The 23,480-nt window shown below is 33.3% G+C and carries 16 protein-coding genes; 4 read left to right on the plus strand and 12 right to left on the minus strand.

Going from position 1 to position 23,480, the window contains the following annotated elements; translation table 11 throughout:
• Window positions 1–268: 268 nt before the first annotated feature.
• Complete coding sequence (locus tag AACL18_RS04965) at window positions 269–1,021, minus strand: GrpB family protein (RefSeq protein ID WP_339049689.1); 753 nt, start codon at window positions 1,019–1,021, stop codon at window positions 269–271.
• 76 nt (window positions 1,022–1,097) lie between these two features.
• Here AACL18_RS04965 and AACL18_RS04970 point away from each other — a divergent pair, with 76 nt between their 5' ends.
• Window positions 1,098–2,474 (plus strand): amino acid permease, encoded by a 1,377-nt coding sequence (locus AACL18_RS04970; protein WP_339049690.1) that lies wholly within the window; start codon window positions 1,098–1,100, stop codon window positions 2,472–2,474.
• Window positions 2,475–2,831: 357 nt separating this feature from the next.
• Here the strand turns inward: AACL18_RS04970 and AACL18_RS04975 are convergent, their stop codons facing one another.
• The 5 genes from AACL18_RS04975 to AACL18_RS04995 all read right to left on the minus strand — a co-directional run bounded on the left by AACL18_RS04975 (window position 2,832) and on the right by AACL18_RS04995 (window position 13,046).
• Window positions 2,832–3,356, minus strand: coding sequence for a tyrosine-type recombinase/integrase (locus AACL18_RS04975; RefSeq protein WP_339051613.1), 525 nt, complete (start codon window positions 3,354–3,356; stop codon window positions 2,832–2,834).
• The gene (locus tag AACL18_RS04980) at window positions 3,332–4,009 is read right to left on the minus strand and encodes a 4'-phosphopantetheinyl transferase family protein (RefSeq protein WP_339049691.1); all 678 of its coding nucleotides are present in this window, start codon (window positions 4,007–4,009) and stop codon (window positions 3,332–3,334) included. The genes AACL18_RS04975 and AACL18_RS04980 overlap by 25 nt, the downstream gene beginning before the upstream one ends.
• Window positions 4,010–4,494: 485 nt before the next feature.
• Window positions 4,495–9,324, minus strand: coding sequence for a hypothetical protein (locus AACL18_RS04985; protein WP_339049692.1), 4,830 nt, complete (start codon window positions 9,322–9,324; stop codon window positions 4,495–4,497).
• 326 nt (window positions 9,325–9,650) lie between these two features.
• A complete protein-coding gene (locus AACL18_RS04990; protein ID WP_339049693.1) occupies window positions 9,651–11,723 on the minus strand; it encodes an ATP-binding protein in 2,073 nt (690 codons plus the stop codon).
• Window positions 11,724–11,786: 63 nt separating this feature from the next.
• The gene (locus AACL18_RS04995) at window positions 11,787–13,046 is read right to left on the minus strand and encodes an NAD(P)-dependent oxidoreductase (protein ID WP_339049694.1); all 1,260 of its coding nucleotides are present in this window, start codon (window positions 13,044–13,046) and stop codon (window positions 11,787–11,789) included.
• Between the two features lie 243 nt (window positions 13,047–13,289).
• On the opposite strand from AACL18_RS04995, the gene AACL18_RS05000 reads away from it, so the two are divergent.
• Window positions 13,290–14,261 carry a hypothetical protein gene (locus tag AACL18_RS05000; protein WP_339049696.1) on the plus strand — a complete coding sequence of 324 codons (972 nt, stop codon included), beginning with the start codon at window positions 13,290–13,292 and terminating at the stop codon, window positions 14,259–14,261.
• Window positions 14,262–14,308: 47 nt separating this feature from the next.
• Here AACL18_RS05000 and AACL18_RS05005 read toward each other — a convergent pair whose 3' ends face one another.
• A complete protein-coding gene (locus tag AACL18_RS05005; RefSeq protein WP_339049697.1) occupies window positions 14,309–16,546 on the minus strand; it encodes a hypothetical protein in 2,238 nt (745 codons plus the stop codon).
• Between the two features lie 299 nt (window positions 16,547–16,845).
• Here AACL18_RS05005 and AACL18_RS05010 point away from each other — a divergent pair, with 299 nt between their 5' ends.
• Both AACL18_RS05010 and AACL18_RS05015 read left to right on the plus strand, forming a co-directional pair.
• Window positions 16,846–18,990: a copper-translocating P-type ATPase gene (locus AACL18_RS05010; protein ID WP_339049698.1), complete on the plus strand. Its 2,145-nt coding sequence runs from the start codon at window positions 16,846–16,848 to the stop codon at window positions 18,988–18,990.
• A gap of 135 nt (window positions 18,991–19,125) precedes the next feature.
• Window positions 19,126–19,884, plus strand: coding sequence for a hypothetical protein (locus AACL18_RS05015; protein ID WP_339049699.1), 759 nt, complete (start codon window positions 19,126–19,128; stop codon window positions 19,882–19,884).
• A 173-nt stretch (window positions 19,885–20,057) separates the two neighbouring features.
• Here AACL18_RS05015 and AACL18_RS05020 read toward each other — a convergent pair whose 3' ends face one another.
• The 5 genes from AACL18_RS05020 to hflD all read right to left on the minus strand — a co-directional run bounded on the left by AACL18_RS05020 (window position 20,058) and on the right by hflD (window position 23,389).
• Window positions 20,058–21,188 carry a potassium transporter gene (locus AACL18_RS05020; RefSeq protein ID WP_339049700.1) on the minus strand — a complete coding sequence of 377 codons (1,131 nt, stop codon included), beginning with the start codon at window positions 21,186–21,188 and terminating at the stop codon, window positions 20,058–20,060.
• 50 nt (window positions 21,189–21,238) lie between these two features.
• On the minus strand, window positions 21,239–21,520 hold the full coding sequence (locus AACL18_RS05025; protein ID WP_339049701.1) for a hypothetical protein: 282 nt from the start codon (window positions 21,518–21,520) through the stop codon (window positions 21,239–21,241).
• A gap of 134 nt (window positions 21,521–21,654) precedes the next feature.
• Window positions 21,655–21,789, minus strand: a complete 135-nt coding sequence (locus tag AACL18_RS05030; protein WP_339049703.1) for a hypothetical protein — start codon at window positions 21,787–21,789, stop codon at window positions 21,655–21,657.
• Between the two features lie 166 nt (window positions 21,790–21,955).
• The gene (locus AACL18_RS05035; RefSeq protein ID WP_339049704.1) at window positions 21,956–22,642 is read right to left on the minus strand and encodes a hypothetical protein; all 687 of its coding nucleotides are present in this window, start codon (window positions 22,640–22,642) and stop codon (window positions 21,956–21,958) included.
• A gap of 108 nt (window positions 22,643–22,750) precedes the next feature.
• Window positions 22,751–23,389, minus strand: a complete 639-nt coding sequence (gene hflD / locus AACL18_RS05040) for a high frequency lysogenization protein HflD (RefSeq protein ID WP_339049705.1) — start codon at window positions 23,387–23,389, stop codon at window positions 22,751–22,753.
• Window positions 23,390–23,480 lie beyond the last annotated feature (91 nt).

The following is a 23,480-nucleotide window of genomic DNA, read 5'->3' on the forward strand; positions in this document are numbered from 1 at the left end:
TATACCTATTCACTAATAGGGAAGAAACATTAGCTGGGGATTCTACTCTTTTATTTGAGATAAGGTTTCATAAATTCACTTTTTTTATTTTAGCATTGATTAGAATAGTACTAAACATTGAATAAATTCATCTTGCATTATTACTGCTCTCGACAATATGGATATGATGGGACCTTTTTTCTCCAAAGGGAGGCATCCCTTTAGAAAGTATCCAATGTGATATATCTGAATTCTCTTTCGAAAAAACGTATGCTAATGTTTCAAGTGGTTAAATCCAATGTTTAGCTTCAGTCATAGATTGTAGAATAATCAAAATATCAATAATTGGTTTACTTGAAAGTCCAGCTACTGCTGTATTTCCTATATGTTCAATTGATATATATGATAATGAACCTGCTATTCTTTTAATTACATTAATTTCAGCTTCCGCTAATTTAGGCCAGACAGGATTATAAGACTCTATAGTTATATTGTCTTTCGCGTTTAATTGTACAGATTTTGCCGATCCAGTTTTATAATTGATCATTTGGACGAAGGAGCTTTTTCCATTAACATAATTTTCAATATCTCGAGGAAATACTTCTGCTAATGACTGTTTTACCAGTGAATATGCTTGGGCATAATCATCATGCTTAAGCATGAAGTCTTTGAATAATAAATTGCGTTTGAGTTCAGGCGCGCCTACCTCAAATAAATGAATATTAAGTGTTCTTTTAGTTTTAGATTTCCAATAAAAACGACGTCCAGATATTCCGTATTCTCCCATACAAACATAACGTAGCTTCTCGAATTCATGATTTAATGAATCTACTAAACTAATGTCTTTGACAACCGGAAGAACATCAACGATTGGCTTAGCATAAATATTTGGTATGGCTGTGCTACCTATATGATGAATTTGGATACAGTTTTCTTTTAGAATTAATTTAATTTCATTTGCAGCAACAGAAAATATATTTGCCCATTCGGGATTATATTTTGTTAGTTCGACGAGTTTAATTTTTTCGTTAGGATCAATCATATTTCGCTTATTATTTAATTCTGTGTTTAGTACTATTCTAATCAAAGATAAATTTAAAACCAACAAGGTAAATACAATGAAATCCAAACCCAAAAAGCTTGGTTTATTTATGCTAATTGCCCTAGTTTGTGGCAATATGATTGGCTCAGGCGTATTTTTATTACCTTCTAGCCTGGCTGCATTAGGCAGTATCAGTTTATGGTCTTGGGCAGTAACCGGATTTGGGGCACTTATTTTGGCGTTATTATTTGCTAAAATGAGTATTTTAGTACCATACAGTGGTGGGCCCTTTGCTTATGCATACGCTGCTTTCGGGGAATTTATTGGGTTCCAAACTGCATTTAATTATTGGTTAGCATTGTGGATTGGCAATGCGGCTATTGCTGTGGCCTTTGTCGGTTATCTTCAAGTGTTTTTTCCTATACTGCAATCCTCTTTGTATAGCTGTACTACTGCTATTGCCTTAGTATGGGGGCTTACTTTCTTTAACCTATTGGGCGCACACAAAGCTGGCGTTTTACAGTTAATCACTACCATTTTAAAGCTAGTGCCTCTATTAATTGTTGGGTTATTTGGCTGGTTTTATTTCCATCCTTCTTATCTCACAGACTATAAAAATCTAACCGAGCACTCAAATTTCTCAGTTATTTCAAGTGGGGCACTATTAACATTATGGGCATTTATCGGTTTAGAGTCAGCTACAGTCCCTGCTGGTGAAGTAGAAAATCCAAAAAGAAATATCCCTTTGGCAACTATCGTTGGCGTACTGCTAACAATCTTCATTTATATATCTTGCTCGATTGCTATTATGGGTATGATTAAAGCCAGTACATTACAATATTCAACCGCACCTTTTGCTGATGCTGCACAAATTATCTTTGGTCCTTTAGGTAAGTCCTTGGTCGCCATTGGAGCCATCATTGCTTGCTTTGGAACATTGAATGGATGGATTTTGTTACAGGGACAAATTACTAAAGCAGCCGCTGATAGAGGACAATTCCCAGCTATTTTTGGCAAGATCAATCGTTTTAATAGTAACCATTGGGGTCAAATATTTACGTCAACATTAATTTCTGTTTTATTACTAATGACTGCGAATAAAGGACTTATTAATCAATTCAATTTTACTATTTTGTTGGCATCTATATTATCCGCTGTACCTTATTTATACACTGCTCTAGCTACTATTATTACCATAAAACGCTCAAAAACAATGGTTAAAAACAGTAGTTTTTATATAACTATTGCTCCTTTGGGTGCGATCTACACGATATGGGCAATCTTTAGCGCAGGCCAAGAAATTGTTTATTATTTAATGCTCTTACTAACGGCTAGTCCTCTACTGTATACGTGGTCTAAATCAATAAAAAAACTAGATGTTAAAACTAAAAATACATTAAACTTAACAATAAACTCTACTGAATTTAGCGCTATAGAGGAACTTTCAAGTTAGAGATATTGAATTTAATTCAAAAATTAAACCAAACGGCATCCTTTTTTATAAATCTAATGTGATTTCTTTCTGGAATAAATGAATCCCACACAGATAAGTAGACTACATTGAATATCTATAATTGTTTGCGTAAGCTTGAATGCTAATTTCAATATTCGGGTATCTTAATAACTAAAAAATCCATGTGCGACTTTTGCGCGACTGAACATGACGCTCATCGCCATTATTATACATTTGTAAGGGTCGTCCAGTTTATAATAATGTTGTTTTTTCAATAAGTTACGATATAAGTGTGCGACTGAAAATCTTTGTGTCGGTGGTTCGATTCCACCTTCGGCCACCAGATAAATCAAACACTTACATCACTTTCAAACTTTCCCTCAAATTCCCGTGCGGGAGTTTTGCGGGAGCTGTCACTTTTCTTTCTAAACGAAGTACAGTCAATTGAGGTTTTTCTTCTCCACATATCTTATTGGCTGCTCGAATTAAATTACCCAACTCTACTTGTGAATAGTGAGTCGTAATACGACTACTTTTATGCCCAAGCAAATCTTGCCTATCTTCAAAGCTTACTTCAGCGGCACGCAATCGACGACCAAAGGTATGTTTCAGATCATGAACTCTAACATAAGGAAAGCCTGCCCTCTTACGGGCTTTGATCCAAGCTGAATTTAACATCCGTGTCACTGGCTTACCTTTATAAGTAAAAACATAGTCCCGATGAGAGCCTCGTACTTCTTCAATAACCTGATGCGCTACTTCATTTAAAACAACTAACCGATCTTTACGATTTTTCACTCGCCATGCAGGAATGATAAATACCGATCCTTCTGGTATTTTAACTTCCCATTCCCATCTTAAATTACAAATTTCAGCTTCCAGTTTAAAAGCTCTGTTTGCTCAACAGTCGAAATTTTCAACCAGTCCGGTGTCACGGCAATTTCATTCAGATTAACAGAAATATTAGCAAGATCTACCGCCAAACCTATTCCTTTAGCTTTTAAAAAAGCTTCTTTCCTAGTCCAACAACGAAAAAAAATTTCTTCTTTTTCTCGTTGACTCTTCAAAGTTAAAAAAAATTTCTTTTCAGATGGAGAAAAAATAGTTTCGCTTAGACTTTCTATTGATCGCTTTTCATCGTTATATTCTATATCGATACCTATCGAATCTTCCACTGTTATTGCTATAAGAATAAGGTCGCACGAATGTGATATGTTAAACTGAAGTTTCAATGGGCTTTGTAAATTAGCTAGTGCAGGTTTTCCATAACTTTCGATTTTAAAGTGTAAGCATTGCGGATCACAATCTAAATAATTAGCCAGAATCAACCGCTTCATGCTATGTGTTACTTGATAACGATATTGATCGCGCTCAAATTTAAATCGTTCCGAACGCTTTATCTCTTCAGGTGAAAGCAATGAGATAAGATCATTGAACGGGTGGTTAACGTTATTCAGATCGACTAGCCAAATATGTAATTCTGATCGAGAAATCGATAAGTTGACGGGCGGCCTTTCCCATAAAATCGAATTCATATTATTATAATCTTAAAAAAAATATGCTTATCTGCGCTCTAAAAAATTTTGTTGAATTAAATAATTATTTAACTTTACTAAGCTTGAATGCTAATTTCAATATTCGAGTATCTTATCCCTAAAAAATCCGCGCGCGACTTTTGCGCGACACCTAATTTTACATAGCTCTTTTAAGCACCGTGAGTAGCGAGTACCTTGACCTACTCCACAAATTTTATTCGCAGCATGAATTAAATTACTTAATTCCGCTTGCGTCCACCACGCACTGCCCCATTCTGGGCTGCGCGCAGTGGTTCCCACAGTCGACTCTACGACGTGATGCGTTTCCTGCTTCGCCGTCAACGCACCCGTATTGGGGACTCATTGAGTTCGCATTGCTTTCGCGATGCTCTCCTGTCTTGTCGAACGCGTCGATCTATTTTAAACATACTTACTATTAAGTTTAGAACAAAATATCAATATGCTATTTTTACTTGACCAAAACATTAGAATTTTCTTGTTCCATCCTGATTCCGCTTCCCCAAAACGAGATTCGGTTCTAAAGGCTTAGAATTCATTATTATATTTTCTTCTTTATCTAAGGTAAAAAAAAAATGAGCATTATTTTTTTTTTCAAACATTTCTACTTCATTCTGATCAATCTTGGTTTTGGATGGACCCGGACGATTAAAAAATGAAAAACTTTCACTTTTGGTTTGTTCTTCTCTTGATTTCAAGTTGTTATGATATTTAATAATTTTTTTTAAAAAGTTATCCGGAGATTTTAAGTCGAAGTAGGTTGCTAATACAGAAAAAAAATACTTTATTTGATTTTTATCACTATGAAATGCGTCTTTTAAATTTAATTCATGCAAACACGCTTCCAAATTTCTTTGGCTGAGATAGGAAAGAATTTCCTTTTGCGAGGAATACCCGTCAACACAGAAAGCTTTTTTTAATTCATTTACAGGAAGAATGAATAGACAAAATAAATCTTCAATTTTAAATTTTTTAATTTCACCATTTGTAAGAACTATTCGGTTGTTTTCAACAATATCTTTTAGTTCAGGATCTCCCAATTTACTCAATAAATATAAATTTTCTTTATCAATATTATTTAATTTTTGCAAATCTTCTTCATCATCACGTTCATATTCATCACGTTCATATTCATCATCATCTTCATTCGCATTAATGGCAATATGGTCCGGAAAAAGAGCGTGCATAAGCGATCCCTCTTCAACATTAAAATTCGGTAAATTTTCGAGTTTTAAGGTTTGATATACAATTCTATATTTATCAGCATTTAAACATACTGACAAATTGTAACTGTTCTTGATAAGTTTACGACACTCATCGTAAAAAAATTCACATACAATTGAACATGTTTTTGGATTTTGATCCATAAGAATTGATATCAAATTAGAATCGTCCTTAAGAATAGATAAAAATTCTTCTTTAAAAATTCCCAGTACGATGTTGAGCTGATTTTTAGTTAGATAATCAAAAATAGGCAAAATAGAATGTAAATCTTTAAAAATTTCACATATAATTCTGAGTCGCGCATCCGTTAAATCTTTAAAAATATTAATTAAACTAACATTAATATTACTTAGAATAGAAAACAGCTTGTTATTAAAAAACTTACATACCTCCTGGAGCCGATCTTCCGCTAGATCATTAAAAAGCACTGCTAAATAAGAGACTTGTGTATCCTGGGACTGTTCTTCTTTCAAAACTTTACATACGAAGCTAAATTCTTCGACAGGGAGGTAGTCAATAAAAATTTTAAAATCAGCAGTATAAATAATAGAAAGCAGCTGTTCTTTAGAGGAGTCCAGCATAATAGAGCATAGGTTGCTCTTAGTTAAACATTCAATAACTTTTTTAAAATCAGCACTACTTTTTATAATCAATTTCCAGCGTTCTTTGTCGAAATTCTGTAACAGCATCATGCGTTGTTCAGAAGTCAAATATATGAAAGCATCGCTAAAGTGAAATATGTTTTCAATTTTCAAAAGGATAATATCTATGCATGCATCAAAAATAACAGCACGCTGATTGTCTTCAGTAAAACATGCGAGAGCTTTTTTAAAATCAGCACTACTTTTTATAACCAATTTCCAGCGTTCTTTGTCGAAACTCTGTAACAGCATCCTGCGTTGTTCAGAAGTCAAATATATGAAAGCATCGCTAAAGTGAAATATGTTTTCAATTTTCAAAGGTATAATATCTATGCATGCATCAAAAATAACAGCACGCTGATTGTCTTCAGTAAAACATGCGAGAGCTTTTTTAAAATCAGCACTACTTTTTATAACCAATTTCCAGCGTTCTTTGTCGAAACTCTGTAACAGCATCCTGCGTTGTTCAGAAGTCAAATATATGAAAGCATCGCTAAAGTGAAATATGTTTTCAATTTTCAAAGGTATAATATCTATGCATGCATCAAAAATAACAGCACGCTGATTGTCTTCAGTAAAACATGCGAGAGCTTTTTTAAAATCAGCACTACTTTTTATAACCAATTTCCAGCGTTCTTTGTCGAAACTCTGTAACAGCATCATGCGTTGTTCAGAAGTCAAATATATGAAAGCATCGCTAAAGTGAAATATGTTTTCAATTTTCAAAGGTATAATATCTATGCATGCATCAAAAATAACAGCACGCTGATTGTCTTCAGTAAAACATGCGAGAGCTTTTTTAAAATCAGCACTACTTTTTATAACCAATTTCCAGCGTTCTTTGTCGAAACTCTGTAACAGCATCATGCGTTGTTCAGAAGTCAAATACATGAAAGCATCGCTAAAGTGAAATATGTTTTCAATTTTCGAAGGTATAATATCTATACATGTATTAAAAACAACAGCACGCTGATTGTCTTCAGTGAAACATGCGAGAGCTTTTTTAAAAGCAGCACTACTTTTTATAATCAATTTCCAGCGTTCTTTGTCGAAACTCTGTAACAGCATCATGCGTTGTTCAGAAGTCAAATACATGAAAGCATCGCTAAAGTGAAATATGTTTTCAATTTTCGAAGCTAGAGTTTCTTTAACTAAATTAAAAATAAATTCACGTTGTTCGTTAGTTAGATACTCAAAAATATTTTTTAAATCAGCGCCACTATGAATAATATACTGTAGCTTTTCTTTGTACGCACCAAACATAATTGCACGTGAATTTGCTTCTTTTAAACATTCAAAAACACTATTAAAATCACCACTATTCTTTATAATCAAGCTCCAATTTTCTTCTTTGATGAAATTCTGCAACAGCGTTGTGCGTTGTTCAGAATTCAAATTTTTAAAAACTTCAATAAAATCTGATATATTCTTAATTTTCGAAAGTATAATATCTATGCAAGCATCAAAAACAATAGCACGTGATTTGGTCCCTTTTAAACATTCAAAAACACCTTTAAAATCTGCACTACTCTTTATAATTAGAAGCCAGCAATCTTTGATACTCTGTAACAGCATCATCTGTTGTGCAGAATCCAAAAATAGAAGTGTTTCTTTAAGACAATTACAATTCTTAATAATTACTGGCCATTCTTCTTTTAAAGTGTCAACTAAGGCACTGCTAAGCCAAGTATTTAAATATCTAAAAATAGATTTCAGTGCATACCCTTTTCTAAGAATCGAAAGCAAAGTTTCTTTGATATCGGTAAATATAAAATCTAATTGATCAGCAGTTAATTTTTTAAAAATAGGTTCCAGTTCGGTAGGATTGTTTTCCAGCTTATGCACAACATTAATCAGCTCTTTTTTTAATGCAATATTTATAGACAGATCATAAGTTTTTAGCTCTTGGCTGCTATAATAAGTTTGGAAAGATTCAAGCAAAAATTTGCATTCAATAACTGCACGTTGCTTGCTTGGTAAATATTGAGAAACTCCTTCATAACCAGATCTGGTTTTAATAATAGAGGACAAACCTTCTCCTAAGGCTTCACAAACTATTTCCCGCTGTGTTAGGCTGAACCACTCAAGACAGGATTTAAGGTGTTCGTTTGTTTTGATAAGCTTTGTGATATCAACAGTATTAAGCAAAGGACCAAAGGATTCTCCCGGTAGCTTAGCAAGAAAATGTAGATCTTCAACTTTTATAACACGCAATATTTCTACAGAATTAATCGTACAGAATAAATTTATTTTTTCATTGCTTAATTTTGATAAGTAATTGATTAACTCATGAATATCTTTTAAGCCTGGAACAATACACATTTCTTTAGAAATATTTTGAGTAATAGCTTCTAAAGCATCACATCCAAAATAGGTATCTTCCTTTAATTGGCGATTAAGCACTGTAATTTTTTGCTTAAAACGCAGTATTAGCTCCTCCACTTTTTTATGATTTTTAAGGTCTATTTCTTCATTTATTGTAATTTTGATTAATTTTTCCTCATTCCCTCGAATAACTTCTTGCAATTTTCTTTGACGTATATCGAAGCAGCTAAGAATGTCGTTATTTTTAGTTTTATCTGATGCTAAATCTTTTATTAACTCTATTTCTTGTTTTATTGTTGGAATACTTTGTATAAAATTTTCCTCTAATTTATCCCAAAAAGTCATAAACTCTACAATCCCTGCATAAGCTAATTCACCTGCTTTATCTTCTTTACCACTTCCTATTACACTGTTGTCTTTCAATGTAGTATGTAATTTCTGCAATTTGTTGAGCAAAGAAGGAAAGATCGAAGAGAAATATTCATCAATCGTATCTCCAATATTCTTTGTTAACTCAGAATGTTTATATAAACGTGATAATTCGCTTTCTGAAAATGATGCTTGAGATTCTAAATGTTTCTGATGATCGAAATAGGGATTATAGATATCTTTAATTTCTTTAAAATCAATGAGTTCATGATGGGTGAGTAACGCAATAGGAATTAAGAAATCCTGACTTGAAGGCCCTCGGTAATGACTCATAACATGAGTTTCAAGCACTTTATGCAAATCAACTTCATTTAAATCGGGATATTTTGCATCATAACTTTCATAACAAACAGTCGGCATTAAAAACCGAATAGCGGGCCATTCAGAATCATTGTAATAAACGGCCAAGTATTTAGAAAGATAACATAAAAATTTAGTAAGGGGATGTTTAGGTAAAGCAGTATAGGATAATAAACTGCCATTAATTAAATTCCAGTTAGCGCTAAGGAGCTCATGAAAACTTTTTACAGCTACTTCCTCATTATTTTCGGTCGTTATTTCCTCTAGTTTTTCTATGATTTTCTGAGTATATAATAATACAATTTTATTTTTTTCAACTAGAGAGGAACAATCTAATTTCAGTTTACTAATTTCATTTTTTATTTCATTTCTTTCCATTATCGGATCCTTAATAATAATTTATTTCTAATAATACACCTTCTGCAAAATTTACCTAGCATATCGGATATTTCTTAGAATAAGCTTAAGAAAATCTCTAAAAAATTAAAAATCCAGGGCAACATTTTAATAAATTAAAAAAATGGAATAAAAGAATTAATAATATATTTATAAACACTTTTTGTGCATAAAGGATTCGAGAATAGAGCGTTGCAAACGCCATTTGTTACTAAATATTTTTTTAGTATTATTACTATGTGCTTATCAATTTCGCCAACCTGTTATTATTAATAGGTGAACTCCATACCAATAAGAAGATTATTAGATTATTTAATATAATCCTCACACACTGTTTTAGCATCATCCATTTCTTGAATCAATTGTCGATAAAGTTCATTAGTTTGTCCATTGGGACCCTTTTCGCGTATATAATCATCTATCTGCTTACATGCTTGTTCTAAACGTTTGGCGCCACAATAGCTAGCCCCACCTTGTCTTTTGTGTGCAATCTCACGTATAGCTTGCCAGTTTGCTGATTTATGCAATTCTGGTAGTTCGACCAAATCTTTTTTTAATCCAAGCACCATTAAATGAATACAGTCTTTAATCAATTCCTTATCTTTTAATATGGCTTTCATCGCATCAATGTCTAAGACCGCTCCGGAGATTGGACGTATTTTAGTGGCAGAGGAAATTTGATTTACATTATTATCTGGAATAAAGGTTTTTAATAACTCTTTAGCCGTTTCTTTTTTTAAAGGTTTCAATATAACGGTGTTCATGCCAGCATCTAAACAACGCTGTCTATTCTCAACATCAATATGTGCTGTTAATCCAACAATAGGTGTAGTATCAGTTCGTTGCCATTGTTGTAATCGGATGCGGTGTGCCAAGGCAATACCATCCATATCAGGTAATCCAATGTCCATTAAAATAAGCTGGTAATCTTTATTTTGAATATTTTTTAAAGCAGTTTTTGCATCTGACGCTATATCAATCGCGCAATCTAATTCGGTTAAAATGCTTTGCGCAATTTTTGCAGCCAATTTATCATCTTCAACCAATAAAATTCTTTTTTGTTCAACATCCAAACTTTGATGGTTTAAAGCAATATTTGGCATACTTTCCAAAGTATTCTTAAATAGCTTACTTCCCATGGGTAAAGGGGTGTTCTCTACTCCAATGCTATTCATAACTAATGGCACTTGGAAGGGAATAATGCAAGTAAAGGTAGATCCTTGCTGTAATTGACTCTCAACATAGACTTCTCCACCCAAGTCATCAATCAATTGCTTTACAATAGATAATCCTAAGCCTAGTCCTGTGTAAATACCTTGATAAGCAGGAGTTAAACGAGTAAATTGGGTAAAGATCTCATCTTGTTTGTCTTTAGTGATACCCACTCCAGTATCACTGACTTTTATCTCTATCACGTCTTGTTGCGCTTCATGCTTTTGGAGTTTTGCTTCAACAGCGATATTCCCCTGTTGAGTAAACCGTAATGCATTAGTCACTAATTCTAATATTATTTGTTGTAGTCGCTCTGGATCCCCTATCAAATACGGAGGAATTTCTTCATCAACCTTTAAAGTTAACGTCAGATTTTTTTTTACAGCCAGTGATTTATTGAGATCAATAATATTTTGAATATTTTTATTAAAATCAAATTTCTTTTTTAAAAGCGGCATTTCACCACTCGCTACTTTAATCCCTTCTAAAATTCTATTCAGAAAATTTAATAACGCCTCACTTGATTGAATAAGATTTTTTGCATATTCAGTTACCTTTTCTGAATTATTTGATTCTGATAGTATAATTTGTGCGCAGCCGACAATTCCACTCAGCGGCGTACGGATATCATGCCGCATATTTTCTAAAAATTCAGTCTTGGCGTAACTAGCAGCTTTTGCTTTTTCTAAAGCAATTTGCAAAGCAGACTGAGTTTCTTTAAGTTCAGTTATATCGATAGAAACTCCTGCTATACCTATTGTATGCCCTTCTTTATCCAACAACGGTCGTTTTGTAGATAATTGGATAATTTTTTTACCTGAAGGTAAAATAGCAGTTTCTTCTTTTGTCCTTGCTACCCCTTCATTGATTACTTCCCAGTCATTTCTGATAAAAGTATCTGCTGTTTCTTTATCAAATAAACGATCGTCAGTTCTCCCTACAATATCATTGATTTTCCATCTAAAACCCATTTTATGTAAACTGTCTGTTCCTGTACGATTCATACCTGAGTAAATCAATTCCTTACCTATACAACGCTTCCAATAAATATCACCTGGAAGATCATCAATAATATTTTTTAACTGAGAAATCTCAACTTTTTGATCATCAATTATCTTTTGTAACTTAGTTATTTCATCGTTTTTGCTAGCTTTTGTTTGCCTATTCATTTTTAAACTCACCCTGTTAAAAATAATATTAATAAATCTTACTTGAAATTTAGCTTTATATGATTAGAACTTGATGTCGTCATGTGATTCTTCTATAATAGAACAAGGTTCATAGAGACCCCCTGAGTTTTTTATAATCCAATCTAGATTCTGAAAGTTTTTAATAATATCCTGAGAATAACGAACAGCTGGCTGACATGCTAACCATTCATTGGCTAAAAATCGTTGTGTTTTGGCATCGAGCGCATAAATACCCGCTTTCTTTAATAGACTTTGTCTATTAAAGAATTGAGTAGCCTGTATTATACTTGTTAGCACTAAAGCTCTCGTTAATTGAATATCTCTTGCGGGAACAGATTCACCCGAATGATCAAAATTTATGGGAAATCCACCTTTGAGGATACGAATAGTCGCGCCTTTAGAAGTAACGTATCGAATCTCAGCAAATGGGTCCTGGACTAATTTATTATTTTTCCTTTGTATTGCCTTAAGTAATGGTAAAAATTCTTTATCCGCAGAAGAACAGCTTATTAACGTTTTGTCTTTTTCAGCATGTATGAAAGCCTCAATAGTCTTTATAGACTCCTGACCCGTACAACCAAAAATATAATCTGAAAATCCAACAATTTCATCCAATTTATCAGTAAAAGTGGCTTTTGTTAGCACATTTGAAAACTGGAAATGATGATCATAGATCATCACCTTATAATTCATTGATAGCAGTTTAGTGGCTATTGCTTTACCTATAGCACCAAAACCAATGATGCCACAGGTTCCTATATCAGGATTTTTCGGTATTAAAGTAATAAGTTTATTAACAATTGCTTCAGCAATTAATGGCGATTCTAATATTTTTTTTGTCGCACAATCTGCAACACTAATAAGCGGAAATGGAGGTAGTCCTTGGTCTTTAAATTTTATTAGTCCAGCTGTCGTTTTTTCCACCGCAATGACTTTATATTGTTTTAATAGGGGGACAGGAACAAAGCTGGTGGCATAACCACCATGATCGAGTATGAGTAGATTCTGTATATCTTTTCCTAGATTATCACTTACTTTTTTCCATAACAAGTTAATATCATGCGTAAAACTATCGTTATATTGTCCTAATCCTATCTGGGTAGAACAGGGTTGATAATGCACGCCATATCGAGTTATTTCTTGCACCACCGCTTTACTCTCTGAGTATTTTTTCCCTAAAACGAATATATTTTCGGGCATTGCGCCCAAACGAATCATGCTATCAATTAAATTTACTGATGTTTTCAACGGATGATGAACATAAACAATAGCTATATCTCTTAATGAAAATTGTTTTTTCATTAAGACCTGGTGAATTAATTTTTCTAAGATAGGAAGATAAGTAAGCGAGCGTTTAATAAAAAATTTCTGAAATAAAGAATAATTTATATACATTTTGTTTAACTTATTAATTTAATTTTTATTTGAAAAAAAAGGCTTAGGCTTATCGCACAAGTATCAATTGAGTATAACACTAGGGAAAATAATTATGTTAAATTGCCTCTTCTATTTATTATCATTTATCAATAAAGTATATAAAAATCAATGCTTAACGAACAATTCTTTAAAGTCATCAGACAATATATGGACCCAAAGCAACCCGACTCATTTAATTTTTTAACTCATATCAATAAGCTGGGTACGGCCCTTCAACAAATCAATAATTCTAAAATAGGGAGCTATATATACGAAAATTTTATTTTTTGGCTAAGTTGTTACTTTCAAGAAGCAAGAACTCCACAGTATCTACAATCTTATTTTTCCTCAGAAACAGAAAACAGTTTGAATTTTATTTGCAATAATTTTATAGACTACTGCTTTAATCATAAAATTAAGCTTGATCCTGAAAAAACCTTGCAGTCTTTTAGCATTCATAATCAACTATCTGATAATGCTGTAAAAAAAGAATTATTAAAAATAACAAAAAAATCCCATATTAATTTACTAGGCTTTGGATTAGACGACGGCATCTATGAAAAAGAATTAGCAAATTTTCTGGTTTTACATAAGGTTTGTAATACAGTAACCATTTATGGCATGGACCCCTACGCTATAAAAAGCAATAAGGTCCAGTATATAACACCGGAGCAACTTAGCACGGATTCCCTAAAATTTGACGTTATCATTGCTCGCTGGTCCTTACATCATGTTAAATTGAGCAAAAGGTGGTCCGACCTTTCCGCGTGCATCAGTCAATGCAATAGTGATGCTTCTATTATTTTCATTGAACACGGTTTTCTACAAAACTCACAGTTCACAACCGAAAAAAAACTCTATAAATTGTTGAATGCCTTATTTGATATCATTGCTAATATTGGTTTAAGACCTAAGTACTTTACCGACACTGCCCCCTCTTTCGGAGAACATTTTTTTATTCATTATCTTGAAATGAATGACTTTAGTTCTATTCTAAAAAATTCATCTGCGAACATCAGTTATCAAAATATTTATGATGTGGGTCCTAATTTTCCTAACCAAACTATTTGTTGTTTTCGTACCGACAAAATTTGCAAATAATTTATTCAATCTCACTTCAATCCTTTAAGTAAGCTTCAAAATCTGCTTTACATGGTTAATTTCCTGAATAGATTGGTTTGATTAGGGGACTCTGACGGTTTAAAAAAAACTGGGGTAACTTCAATAGATTGTTGTGCTTGTGTTGATTTACTCGCTACATCGTACCGAGCATTATAATCCGCAAAATACGCTATTAATTGATTGTTCATACATACTAATTTTGTAATAAAAGATTTGGTTGCACCGTGAAGATTATCGTCATTTTTTCTTAAAAGCTTATCTGATAAAAGGTTGCTCGGAGTAAGGATAAAGCCTATAGTAGATAGCAAATCTCCCTGAAGTTCTTTAATACTTTTTAAATCAATCCCATCAGTATTTACCATTGGGTTTGTGTTGATATTCAGGTTCAAACAGTTTTTAATTTGTTCTCGTGGGTATTTTTCAAAATATCCTTCTGCATGTGCAGATAACATAGTTTCATAGATCGCTTTTTCTGAATTAAGCAATAAATTTAAATATAGCAATTTAGATTTATCTTTTTTTAAATTATGCTTATTAAAAAAATTTTCTTCAAAATTAGATCTTATTATCTCAATATTATCTAACATCGAATTAATTGAATCCCTCAAACCAGATTTCTGTTGCTCAGTAATATAATTATTTTCACTACTATTAGGGTTAGGCAAAGATAAAAGACAATAGCGCTGCATTAGACTGACAACGATTAATAATGTCGATTCGAGTTTATATGATATCATCCTATTGGCTTCGTTCAGCACTCCAGCTTCATTTGAACGTCTAATGGGTACTAAAAATTTTGTTAATGCCTCTTGTATTTTCTTTAACTCCTTGATTGCATCTTCCTTACTCTTTAAGCTAAGGAAAGAAGTATAGTGAACCCCAATTTCATCCTCATATCTATCTAGCTCTTTTAAAGATTTTAGTCTTTTATCTAATCGTCCAGCAATTTTCAGAACATGCAAACTATCTGGAATTGAATTTAAAAGTGGAATGTGCTCCGTAGCTAATCCCGAGTTTTCTGATCTATTTTTTTTGCTGTACCAAATAATCATAGCAACTATAAAAACAATAATTCCTATTCCCCCCACAGCAGCTGAGGTAATTATCTTCCAATTAAAACCTTCTGCAAATCGATCTACAGATCGATGAGGAATAGACGAGGTAGTATTTATGTCTGTTTGTAATACTCCTGAGATTGCTGACTGAGTTTCCAGGAAAGGTCGCAAATCGGGATCACTATTCAGCGAAGTAAAAACTTTAGACTCTTCTGGTGCTAATTTTTTACGCTTCTCAATTTCTGAGTTAACCGCATAATTTACACGTGAAACGAGATTATCGTTAATTCTCTCAGCAAAAATAGACTGAAATCGATCAAGTGTATATTTAGCATTAAAAATAAATTTTTCCAATTCAGGTTCATAAAAATTTTCTAAGTGATCCATACCCATAAGTTGTCTTGCATCTTGCTGAATGGGTTCTATTGAGCATATATCTTGAGTAATTTGCGCAACATCTGCTTCATTAAGACTTAATCCCTGCTCCTGGGCTTCTGCGCGTACTTTCTTTCTTATATGATAAATAGTCATTGACTCTAAAAACCACCCATAGTCGGATTGGCACAAGCCTTGAGCATTTTTAGCTAAACTCTGGCGACTTATACAATCCTTAGTCAGAATAAAAATTGTGTCTTTGAACCTAAATTCTATTGATTGCTTTCGATTCAAAATAGCAAAAAAAAACGAATTTTTTTGCAAATCATCCTGATATATTCTCATATCTAAATTTTGATCACCACATTGATCACTATTTGGATTTTCACAATGGTTGGCTTGTCTGGCATACCTGTTAGCTTGTAAAGGTCGCGCAGTTATTATTTGCTTGGTAAATAGTTGTAGAAAAAAAAGCATAGTTAAAAAAGGTTGCATTACAAACGATTTAAAGTTTGATTTTTTTACCGCTATAGCTGACAACCCAGTTTCTTTTTCTAACAAGGTAGTAATTAATAATGATTCTAAATTTTCTAATGAGCGTTTATATTTTTCTCTGGACTTATTAGAAATAAAGTTCAGTTCATTTTTATCTTTAAACTTTTTTAGATAACTTAAAAACTGCTGAATACCTGTATAATAACGCTTATCTTCTTTTTGGTTTGAAATGATTTTTTTAAACTCATTAAAGTCAAATTCAGCATTTACATTTTGATAATTATTAATTGTGGACTTAAACTTGCGAACTAATTTTTTATAAAGCGATTTTTTAACCATTAATTACTTAACCTTTGAATAATGCAAAGTACGCAGCATAAACAAACTAAATTAAAGTTTTATTAACAGCACAACTATTAATTGCAAGACTTTATTAAGATTGGAGATTTTTTACAAAAGAAATAAAAAGAGTAAGCGCAAAATCTTGTATTGTGTTATTAACTTCGAAGATTCTATTGGTCAACGTTATGTAACCTATGCCATTCCGGCACCTAGTGGATCAAGAATTAAACCCAAGCTATTCATATGACAAGGAATGGCATAAAATACACTTATCCTGATGACCAGAGGTATCAAGCATGTCTATACCGCTGCCCCAACAATATACTTGCCCCATGCATCCCGAAATTATTCGGGATCAACCAGGCAGCTGTCCGATTTGTGGTATGTCATTAGAGCCTCGAATCATCTCAGCCACAATGACTCGGCCTACTTGCCATCATGAACTTACTGACGTGTTAAAACGCTTTTGGCTGAGTGTTATATTAACACTGCCGATTTTATTTTTGACCATGGGACTACATATCCCTGGAAATAAATCGATTATAACCTCCATCCCAGACGTGTTTTCTGCTTGGTTACAATTCATTTTAGCCAGTATCGTCATTCTCTGGTGTGGCTACCCTCTTCTAAAAAAAGCTTGTCTTTCTATTAGATATCGGCATTTGAATATGTTTACGCTGATTGGTTTAGGAATCAGCGTAGCGTATGTATACAGTATTATTGGCTTGTTATTTCCAAATTTATTTCCAGCGGCATTTCAATCGGCGACGGGTCAAGCTAATCTTTATTTTGAAACGGCTAGTGTGATAACCGCTTTGGTATTGATGGGACAAGTTTTAGAGTTAAAGGGCAGAGAACAAACCGGCGGTGCTTTACGTGCATTACTTGATTTATCACCAAAAACCGCACGAAAAATAAAAAATCAGACTGAAGAGGAAATTCCTTTAGATGAAATTCAAATACATGACGAATTAAGAGTACGACCAGGAGAAAAAATTCCTACTGACGGTGAAGTTATTCAAGGCCATAGTTCAGTTAATGAATCAATGATTTCGGGTGAAGCCATTCCGGTTGAAAAACAAATCGGATCAAAAGTAATCGGCGGCACTTTAAATATTTCTGGAAGTTTTGTCATGCGCGCATTACACATTGGCAAGGAAACCCTGTTAGCTCAAATTGTCCAACTGGTTTCTGAAGCGCAACGTTCAAAAGCGCCTATTCAACGACTGGCCGATCAAACAGCGAGTTATTTTGTCCCTTGTGTATTGGTTATTGCGCTCATCACTTTTGTTATTTGGTCTATTTGGGGTCCCAATCCCGCGATGACTTATGGTTTAATCTCTGCCATTTCAGTGTTAATCATTGCTTGTCCTTGCGCTTTAGGTTTAGCCACGCCGATGTCGATTACCGTCGGTATAGGCATCGGTGCAAAAGCAGGAATCTTAATAAAAAACGCGGAAAATTTAGAACGCTTTGAAAAAGTCAACGCAATCGTTGTTGATAAAACAGGTACGCTGACCTTAGGAAAACCCATGGTCAATCACATTATTACTGCATCAGGCTTTACCGAAACAGATATTTTATTAGTAGCCGCCAGTTTAGAAAGGCACAGTGAACATCCTCTTGCTAACGCCATAATTAATGCTGCTAAAAAACAACAGCTGCATTTAGAAGAAATTGAAAATTTTACTGCAGAAATTGGGAAAGGAATCACCGCTGTTTGGCAAGGTAAACCTATTGCTTTAGGTAATTTAAAATTATGTCATGATCTGAAAGTTTCCGCTGCTTCTTTAGAAGAAAAAGCCAAAAAACTACGTCAAGCAGGAGAAACAGTCATGTATTTACTAATTGAACAACAACTGGCTGGATTAATCAGTGTCAGTGACCCAATTAAAGAGTCCACCATACCTGCACTAAAAAGTTTAAAAAAACAAGGCTTAATGATAGTGATGGTAACAGGTGACAATCAAATGACCGCTAATGCAATTGCTAAAAAATTAGCTATCAATCAGGTAGAAGCTGAAGTACTCCCTGCGCAAAAAAGCATCATTGTGCAACGATTACAACAACAGGGTTATATCGTAGCGATGGCTGGAGACGGAATTAATGACGCTCCTGCTTTAGCACAAGCCGACATCGGCATTGCCATGGCAACAGGAACCGATGTCGCTATCCAAAATGCGGGTGTTACTTTAATTAAAGGTGATTTAATGGGAATTGTCCGCGCGCAACAACTCAGCAAACACGTCATGAGGAATATTCGCGAAAATTTATTTCTAGCTTTTATTTATAATATTTTTTGTATTCCTATCGCCGCAGGTGTTTTATATGTCTGGAATGGACGCTTACTTGACCCGATGCTTGCCGCCTTAGCAATGAGCTTAAGTTCAGTTTCAGTCATCGGAAATTCCTTACGATTACGTACCTTAAAAATTCAATAAAAATTAGATTTACATAAAAAAACTTGACATAATACCCACCCATTTAAATATGAGCTAGAAAGTTTCGTTACATAAAGTACCCATGGCATAAAATGAGAAGGTGTGTTCAAGTTCAATTTTTAACAAGGAAGAAATATGGTTTCACCTCTTACAAAAAAACAAAACGATTTTTCAATTTCTCAACTCTATCAATATTTTATTTCCCCGAAACACGCATTCCGAAATAAGTTTCAAGATAGATTAAATCGATTAAGTACAAAACCTTTTGAAATTGGCATTGCACTCGCTAAAATTCGTGATGAAGGTATTCTTAATTTAGAAAATTTCTCTCTTATCCTGATGCATCCCTCCCCTTTTGAAATAGCCTCAGGCTTAATTCAACTGCATAATTCGAATCTTTTAAATTTTGAAAATAAAAAAGCTTTAGAAAGACATATCAGCCCAACAGGAATCGCATTATTATTACGTTTACTTCAAAGTGTGAAATTATTATCCGCAGAGAATAGAAGCGCTATTCAAGAAAAAAATGATCCGCATTCGGTAGCCAGTGTGCTATTTAAACTTTTTTATGCCGAGCTTTTTACACAGGAAAATTTTGATAGTGTTTTAACTCATTCCAATCTAAAACCTATAATTAATAGGCTAAGCGAATTTAATCGACAAAATAGTTTGACGCAAAGAATGTTTGAGCAACTTATGCTTTCACAACAGCAGAAAATTTCACTCTCCAATAATCTAAACGAATTAAGAAAAACAACGATTTTACCCAAACAAATTTCCAATGTATCGTTTTATCCTTGCCGCACAAACTTCTTTTCGGTTCAAAAACACCAACGTGACTCCAAATCCCATAGTAAAACGGTAGAAAATAATAGACAAATTTATAAAAATTAAACAGTTTTTTAATGGTTATTTTGTTGTTTATTAAGTTCAAGTGCGAAGGAATAGTTGCTCACAGCAATTGGAGTTTTGACTAGGCGCCGGAAAAAGTGCAACCGAAGTGTATTTAAAATATATGAGATTGCGAATTAAACGGTTATACCGTCAAAAATTCAAGTGCGAAGACATTAAAATTTTTTACTGACTTCAGAAAAGACATGTATATCTAATTTTTTTAATTCTGCCAAATAACTTTCCAGTGAAATTAAATGCATACAAGGGATCGCTCCTGTTTCAGAGATTTCTTCTTGTAATATTCTTTTAGCTAAAAGAATAGCGGGAATGGTAGGGATATAAAGGCCATCACCCCCTTTGGCTACCATAAACCATTTAATGCTCTTATGATTTCCCTTATGATCAGTACCCGACATTAGCATGTGCATACCACCTGCATCGCTACCAAATGAATCAAAGTAATGACTGAATTTTAACAAGGCTTCAGCATGTTTTTCTAATTTAATTGGAAGCTTAAATCGAATTAACCAAGATAAAAACCATAAACCAAGATGGGATATGCTGCTTTCTATTCCTGCGGAAAATCGAATCGATTTGATAGAAAAAAAACTGGGTAATAAATCTAAGTCCGGGACTTCACAATTTGCCATCCAGCGTTTTCCTAATAAAGGATATTCTTGTCGATATAAATCTTGCCATCCATACACTTTTTTAGATATACCACGAACATCTTGAAAACGTTTTCCTACATAACTTAGGATAGATTTGAAGGTAGCCAATCCTCTTTCGGTTTTTTGGCCAAGCGCTATTCCATACACCAAGGAATCGATTGTCTTAAACTCATCTTTATAATGATTTAAAACGGCCGAGGATAAACAAGGCAAAGTGCTAGCACCTGTAATAGCAACACAATTTTTCTTAATCGCTTGCTCTTCTAAAATTGAAAAATCATTCACATATTCTCGGGCATCGGCGAGATCAATATAGTTTATGCCCAAAAGTATACAATTAATTGCTGTGGTAAAATCTGCAGTTTGAAAGGGACCAGAGGCATTGATGACCAATGGTGGCCTGAGACGTAATAACTCTTGGGATAATCTTATTTTAAAATCGAAACAAAGTATATCAATACAACTATCAACGGCAACTTTGGAAAGTTGTTTTTTTAAAGCTAATAAGGGTTCTTCATGGCGACCAGAAATAATAATGGCAATATTTTTTTCTACTAATCCCCTTGCTATTTTCCTACCAAAATTTCCAGTAGCACCTAAGATTAAAACTTTATTATCTTCGTCAGGTTTCATAAATCATCCCTTTTAATGGTAATCTAAAATAGTTATTGTTTTTGCTAAAATTAATAATATTCTTCAGCAAGTTTTTCTGAATAGATATAAGGCGTAAATTGCAAATTCCCTAATTTTTTGGTTATTTCTGGATCTTTTTCATATAACGCAGCCTGTATTTTTTCTCTTTTTACTTGTAATTTTTTCTGCGCATTTTCTAAGTTTAAAAACTTTTCAATTTCAAAATGATGTGTAACTGCATTGTATAGATCCTTAACATCACTAACATTTTTAAAAAAATCGAAAAGGCTTATTAGCGTGATAATTATTGAAAAATTAATAAAACTCTGCATAAGTTTTCCAGCCGGCCTTATCATTTTTTTTTACAAAAATTAAATGATGAAATTGTACCATTATTTTTTCCTAGTTTAATGCACTAATAGGAATTTTTGTTTCAATATTTTCAATTGCATTTTCGGCCAGCTTTTCATGGCAACAAAAAAATAACTAAATTAATGAGTAAATCAATTTTTTCGATGCGTTTTTCTTCTTGCATCCATAAAAACTCGCCCCGCTTTCCTTTATCATTTTCAATTTTCTTTTCTAAGATTAATTTTTTCAAGAATTTGTTTTTAAAAGAAATTCTCTATTTAGCTAAGTTTCTGTCAAGTTGCTGACTACGGCATTCATTTTCATAGTATCGAAAAGTAGCATTGCTTTTTTCAGGCTCTGATATAATTGGCGCCTGCAAACTATCCATCATCAATTCCGATTCAGATGGTACGGAACTAAGATTCTATGACAGGAAAACCATTAGAAAATTTTTGATCCATTGTTATGGAAGATTTAAAGTAGTTAAATATTTTATAAAAACCAACTGCTAATACCACAATACCACTTAAAATTCCTAAACCTATCAATATTCCAGAAGCGAGGTAAGGAAAAAAAAATACACTCGCGATGAAACTACTTAAGGTGATTATACCCACTAAAGTAGCGACACCATATTTAAAACAATTAGTGGTATAAATTGTTTTAAGATGATTATTTTTTTCAAAATCAGAAAGACGAATATATTTATATGTATTAAAAATAAATAAACTTATATTAAAAATTGCTCCTATACTCATAGCGGTTAACATACACACCCCGGCAATGAGAGGATAGCCGCTAATAAAAAACAACAGGGTCGTTATTAGCGGAAGGACCGTCGTTATAATAGATAAAATAAGATTAGCGCTATTTCCTAAATTTTTATTCTCTAATTTGATAAATTTAATCGCCATAAAAAGGTTGGCGAACAAGCCAAAAATAAAAGTTACTGAAAAAAAAATAGATTTGCACCAATGCTGCTGTAATAAATTCCCAACAGAATTCAGCATGGAATGGGTAAACACAACCAAAACTCTTGAAAACTCACTCGTTGATTCAAGATTTTCTAAGTTGTTTTTGAAAAAAGCCTTTGAAGTAGCCATTATTATTTTAATCAATGTTAAAGAACATTAAATACAGGTTATTTTTTATAAATTAATTTAAAAATTATAACATAATTATCATTTCTGATAATACTTAGGTAAAAAATTTTAATTAAGCTTGGTCAATAATTTTTTACCTACACCTATTAATGTATGACGCATGAGAAAAAGCTGCCAACGCGACCCACCTAATTGACGCCATAATACCGCCGAGCGCACGCCTGCTAATAAGGCCGCACGTATTTTACTGACTGTTTCGGCATGCGCTAAATATTTACCTTTCCCAACAACATGCAAACGAAAAGGTAATGTGCCTAAGGTCGTGACATAAATATCGGCTAAACTATTAATAATAAGTTGAGGTGAAGATGCAAAATAGTTAGCTTGTGAAATAGCATGTTTTATCCGTCGACTTAAGTTTTGTTTGGTTTCAGGAGAACGGATGAGTTTACGTTCAAGATGCATTAAGCCAATTAAATAACGCGTTAATTCGCGATCTTGTTTAATTTTAGTATACGCGAGTAAATTAACTAACTCTTGTAAACCTAAACGTAAACCGCTAATTGTACCGCCATAAACCTGTTCCACGGTGCTAACGTCAAGTGTGTAAATACTTTGAATACTCGTTTCAAACGCAAGTTTTTCAGTTTTTCCAGTTCTAGCCAGATCACGAACTAAAGCGGCGGATTGGAAAACACCCGCTAGTGCTAAACTACGTTCAACATTTTTTTTTTCGTTGTTTTGCATAACACATTAAAATAAGTGAAGTAAATAGCTACTCACGGCATTCGAATTTTTAAAGTACCATTTTTCGTCATTGCGAGTGTATAACGCGTGG

Origin of the sequence: Rickettsiella endosymbiont of Xylota segnis (assembly GCF_964019545.1) — a bacterium.
Classification (GTDB): domain Bacteria; phylum Pseudomonadota; class Gammaproteobacteria; order Diplorickettsiales; family Diplorickettsiaceae; genus Aquirickettsiella.

Excerpts from the sequence above, each read along its gene's own strand:
- AACL18_RS04995 (WP_339049694.1), bottom strand. The coding sequence starts at position 13,046 with ATGAAAAAACAATTTTCATTAAGAGATATAGCTATTGTTTATGTTCAT.
- AACL18_RS04970 (WP_339049690.1), top strand. The coding sequence starts at position 1,098 with ATGAAATCCAAACCCAAAAAGCTTGGTTTATTTATGCTAATTGCCCTA.
- AACL18_RS04990 (WP_339049693.1), bottom strand. The coding sequence starts at position 11,723 with ATGAATAGGCAAACAAAAGCTAGCAAAAACGATGAAATAACTAAGTTA.
- AACL18_RS04965 (WP_339049689.1), bottom strand. The coding sequence starts at position 1,021 with ATGATTGATCCTAACGAAAAAATTAAACTCGTCGAACTAACAAAATAT.
- hflD (WP_339049705.1), bottom strand. The coding sequence starts at position 23,389 with ATGCAAAACAACGAAAAAAAAAATGTTGAACGTAGTTTAGCACTAGCG.
- AACL18_RS04980 (WP_339049691.1), bottom strand. The coding sequence starts at position 4,009 with ATGAATTCGATTTTATGGGAAAGGCCGCCCGTCAACTTATCGATTTCT.
- AACL18_RS05035 (WP_339049704.1), bottom strand. The coding sequence starts at position 22,642 with ATGGCTACTTCAAAGGCTTTTTTCAAAAACAACTTAGAAAATCTTGAA.
- AACL18_RS05005 (WP_339049697.1), bottom strand. The coding sequence starts at position 16,546 with ATGGTTAAAAAATCGCTTTATAAAAAATTAGTTCGCAAGTTTAAGTCC.
- AACL18_RS05025 (WP_339049701.1), bottom strand. The coding sequence starts at position 21,520 with ATGCAGAGTTTTATTAATTTTTCAATAATTATCACGCTAATAAGCCTT.
- AACL18_RS05010 (WP_339049698.1), top strand. The coding sequence starts at position 16,846 with ATGTCTATACCGCTGCCCCAACAATATACTTGCCCCATGCATCCCGAA.
- AACL18_RS05000 (WP_339049696.1), top strand. The coding sequence starts at position 13,290 with ATGCTTAACGAACAATTCTTTAAAGTCATCAGACAATATATGGACCCA.
- AACL18_RS05015 (WP_339049699.1), top strand. The coding sequence starts at position 19,126 with ATGGTTTCACCTCTTACAAAAAAACAAAACGATTTTTCAATTTCTCAA.
- AACL18_RS05020 (WP_339049700.1), bottom strand. The coding sequence starts at position 21,188 with ATGAAACCTGACGAAGATAATAAAGTTTTAATCTTAGGTGCTACTGGA.
- AACL18_RS04985 (WP_339049692.1), bottom strand. The coding sequence starts at position 9,324 with ATGGAAAGAAATGAAATAAAAAATGAAATTAGTAAACTGAAATTAGAT.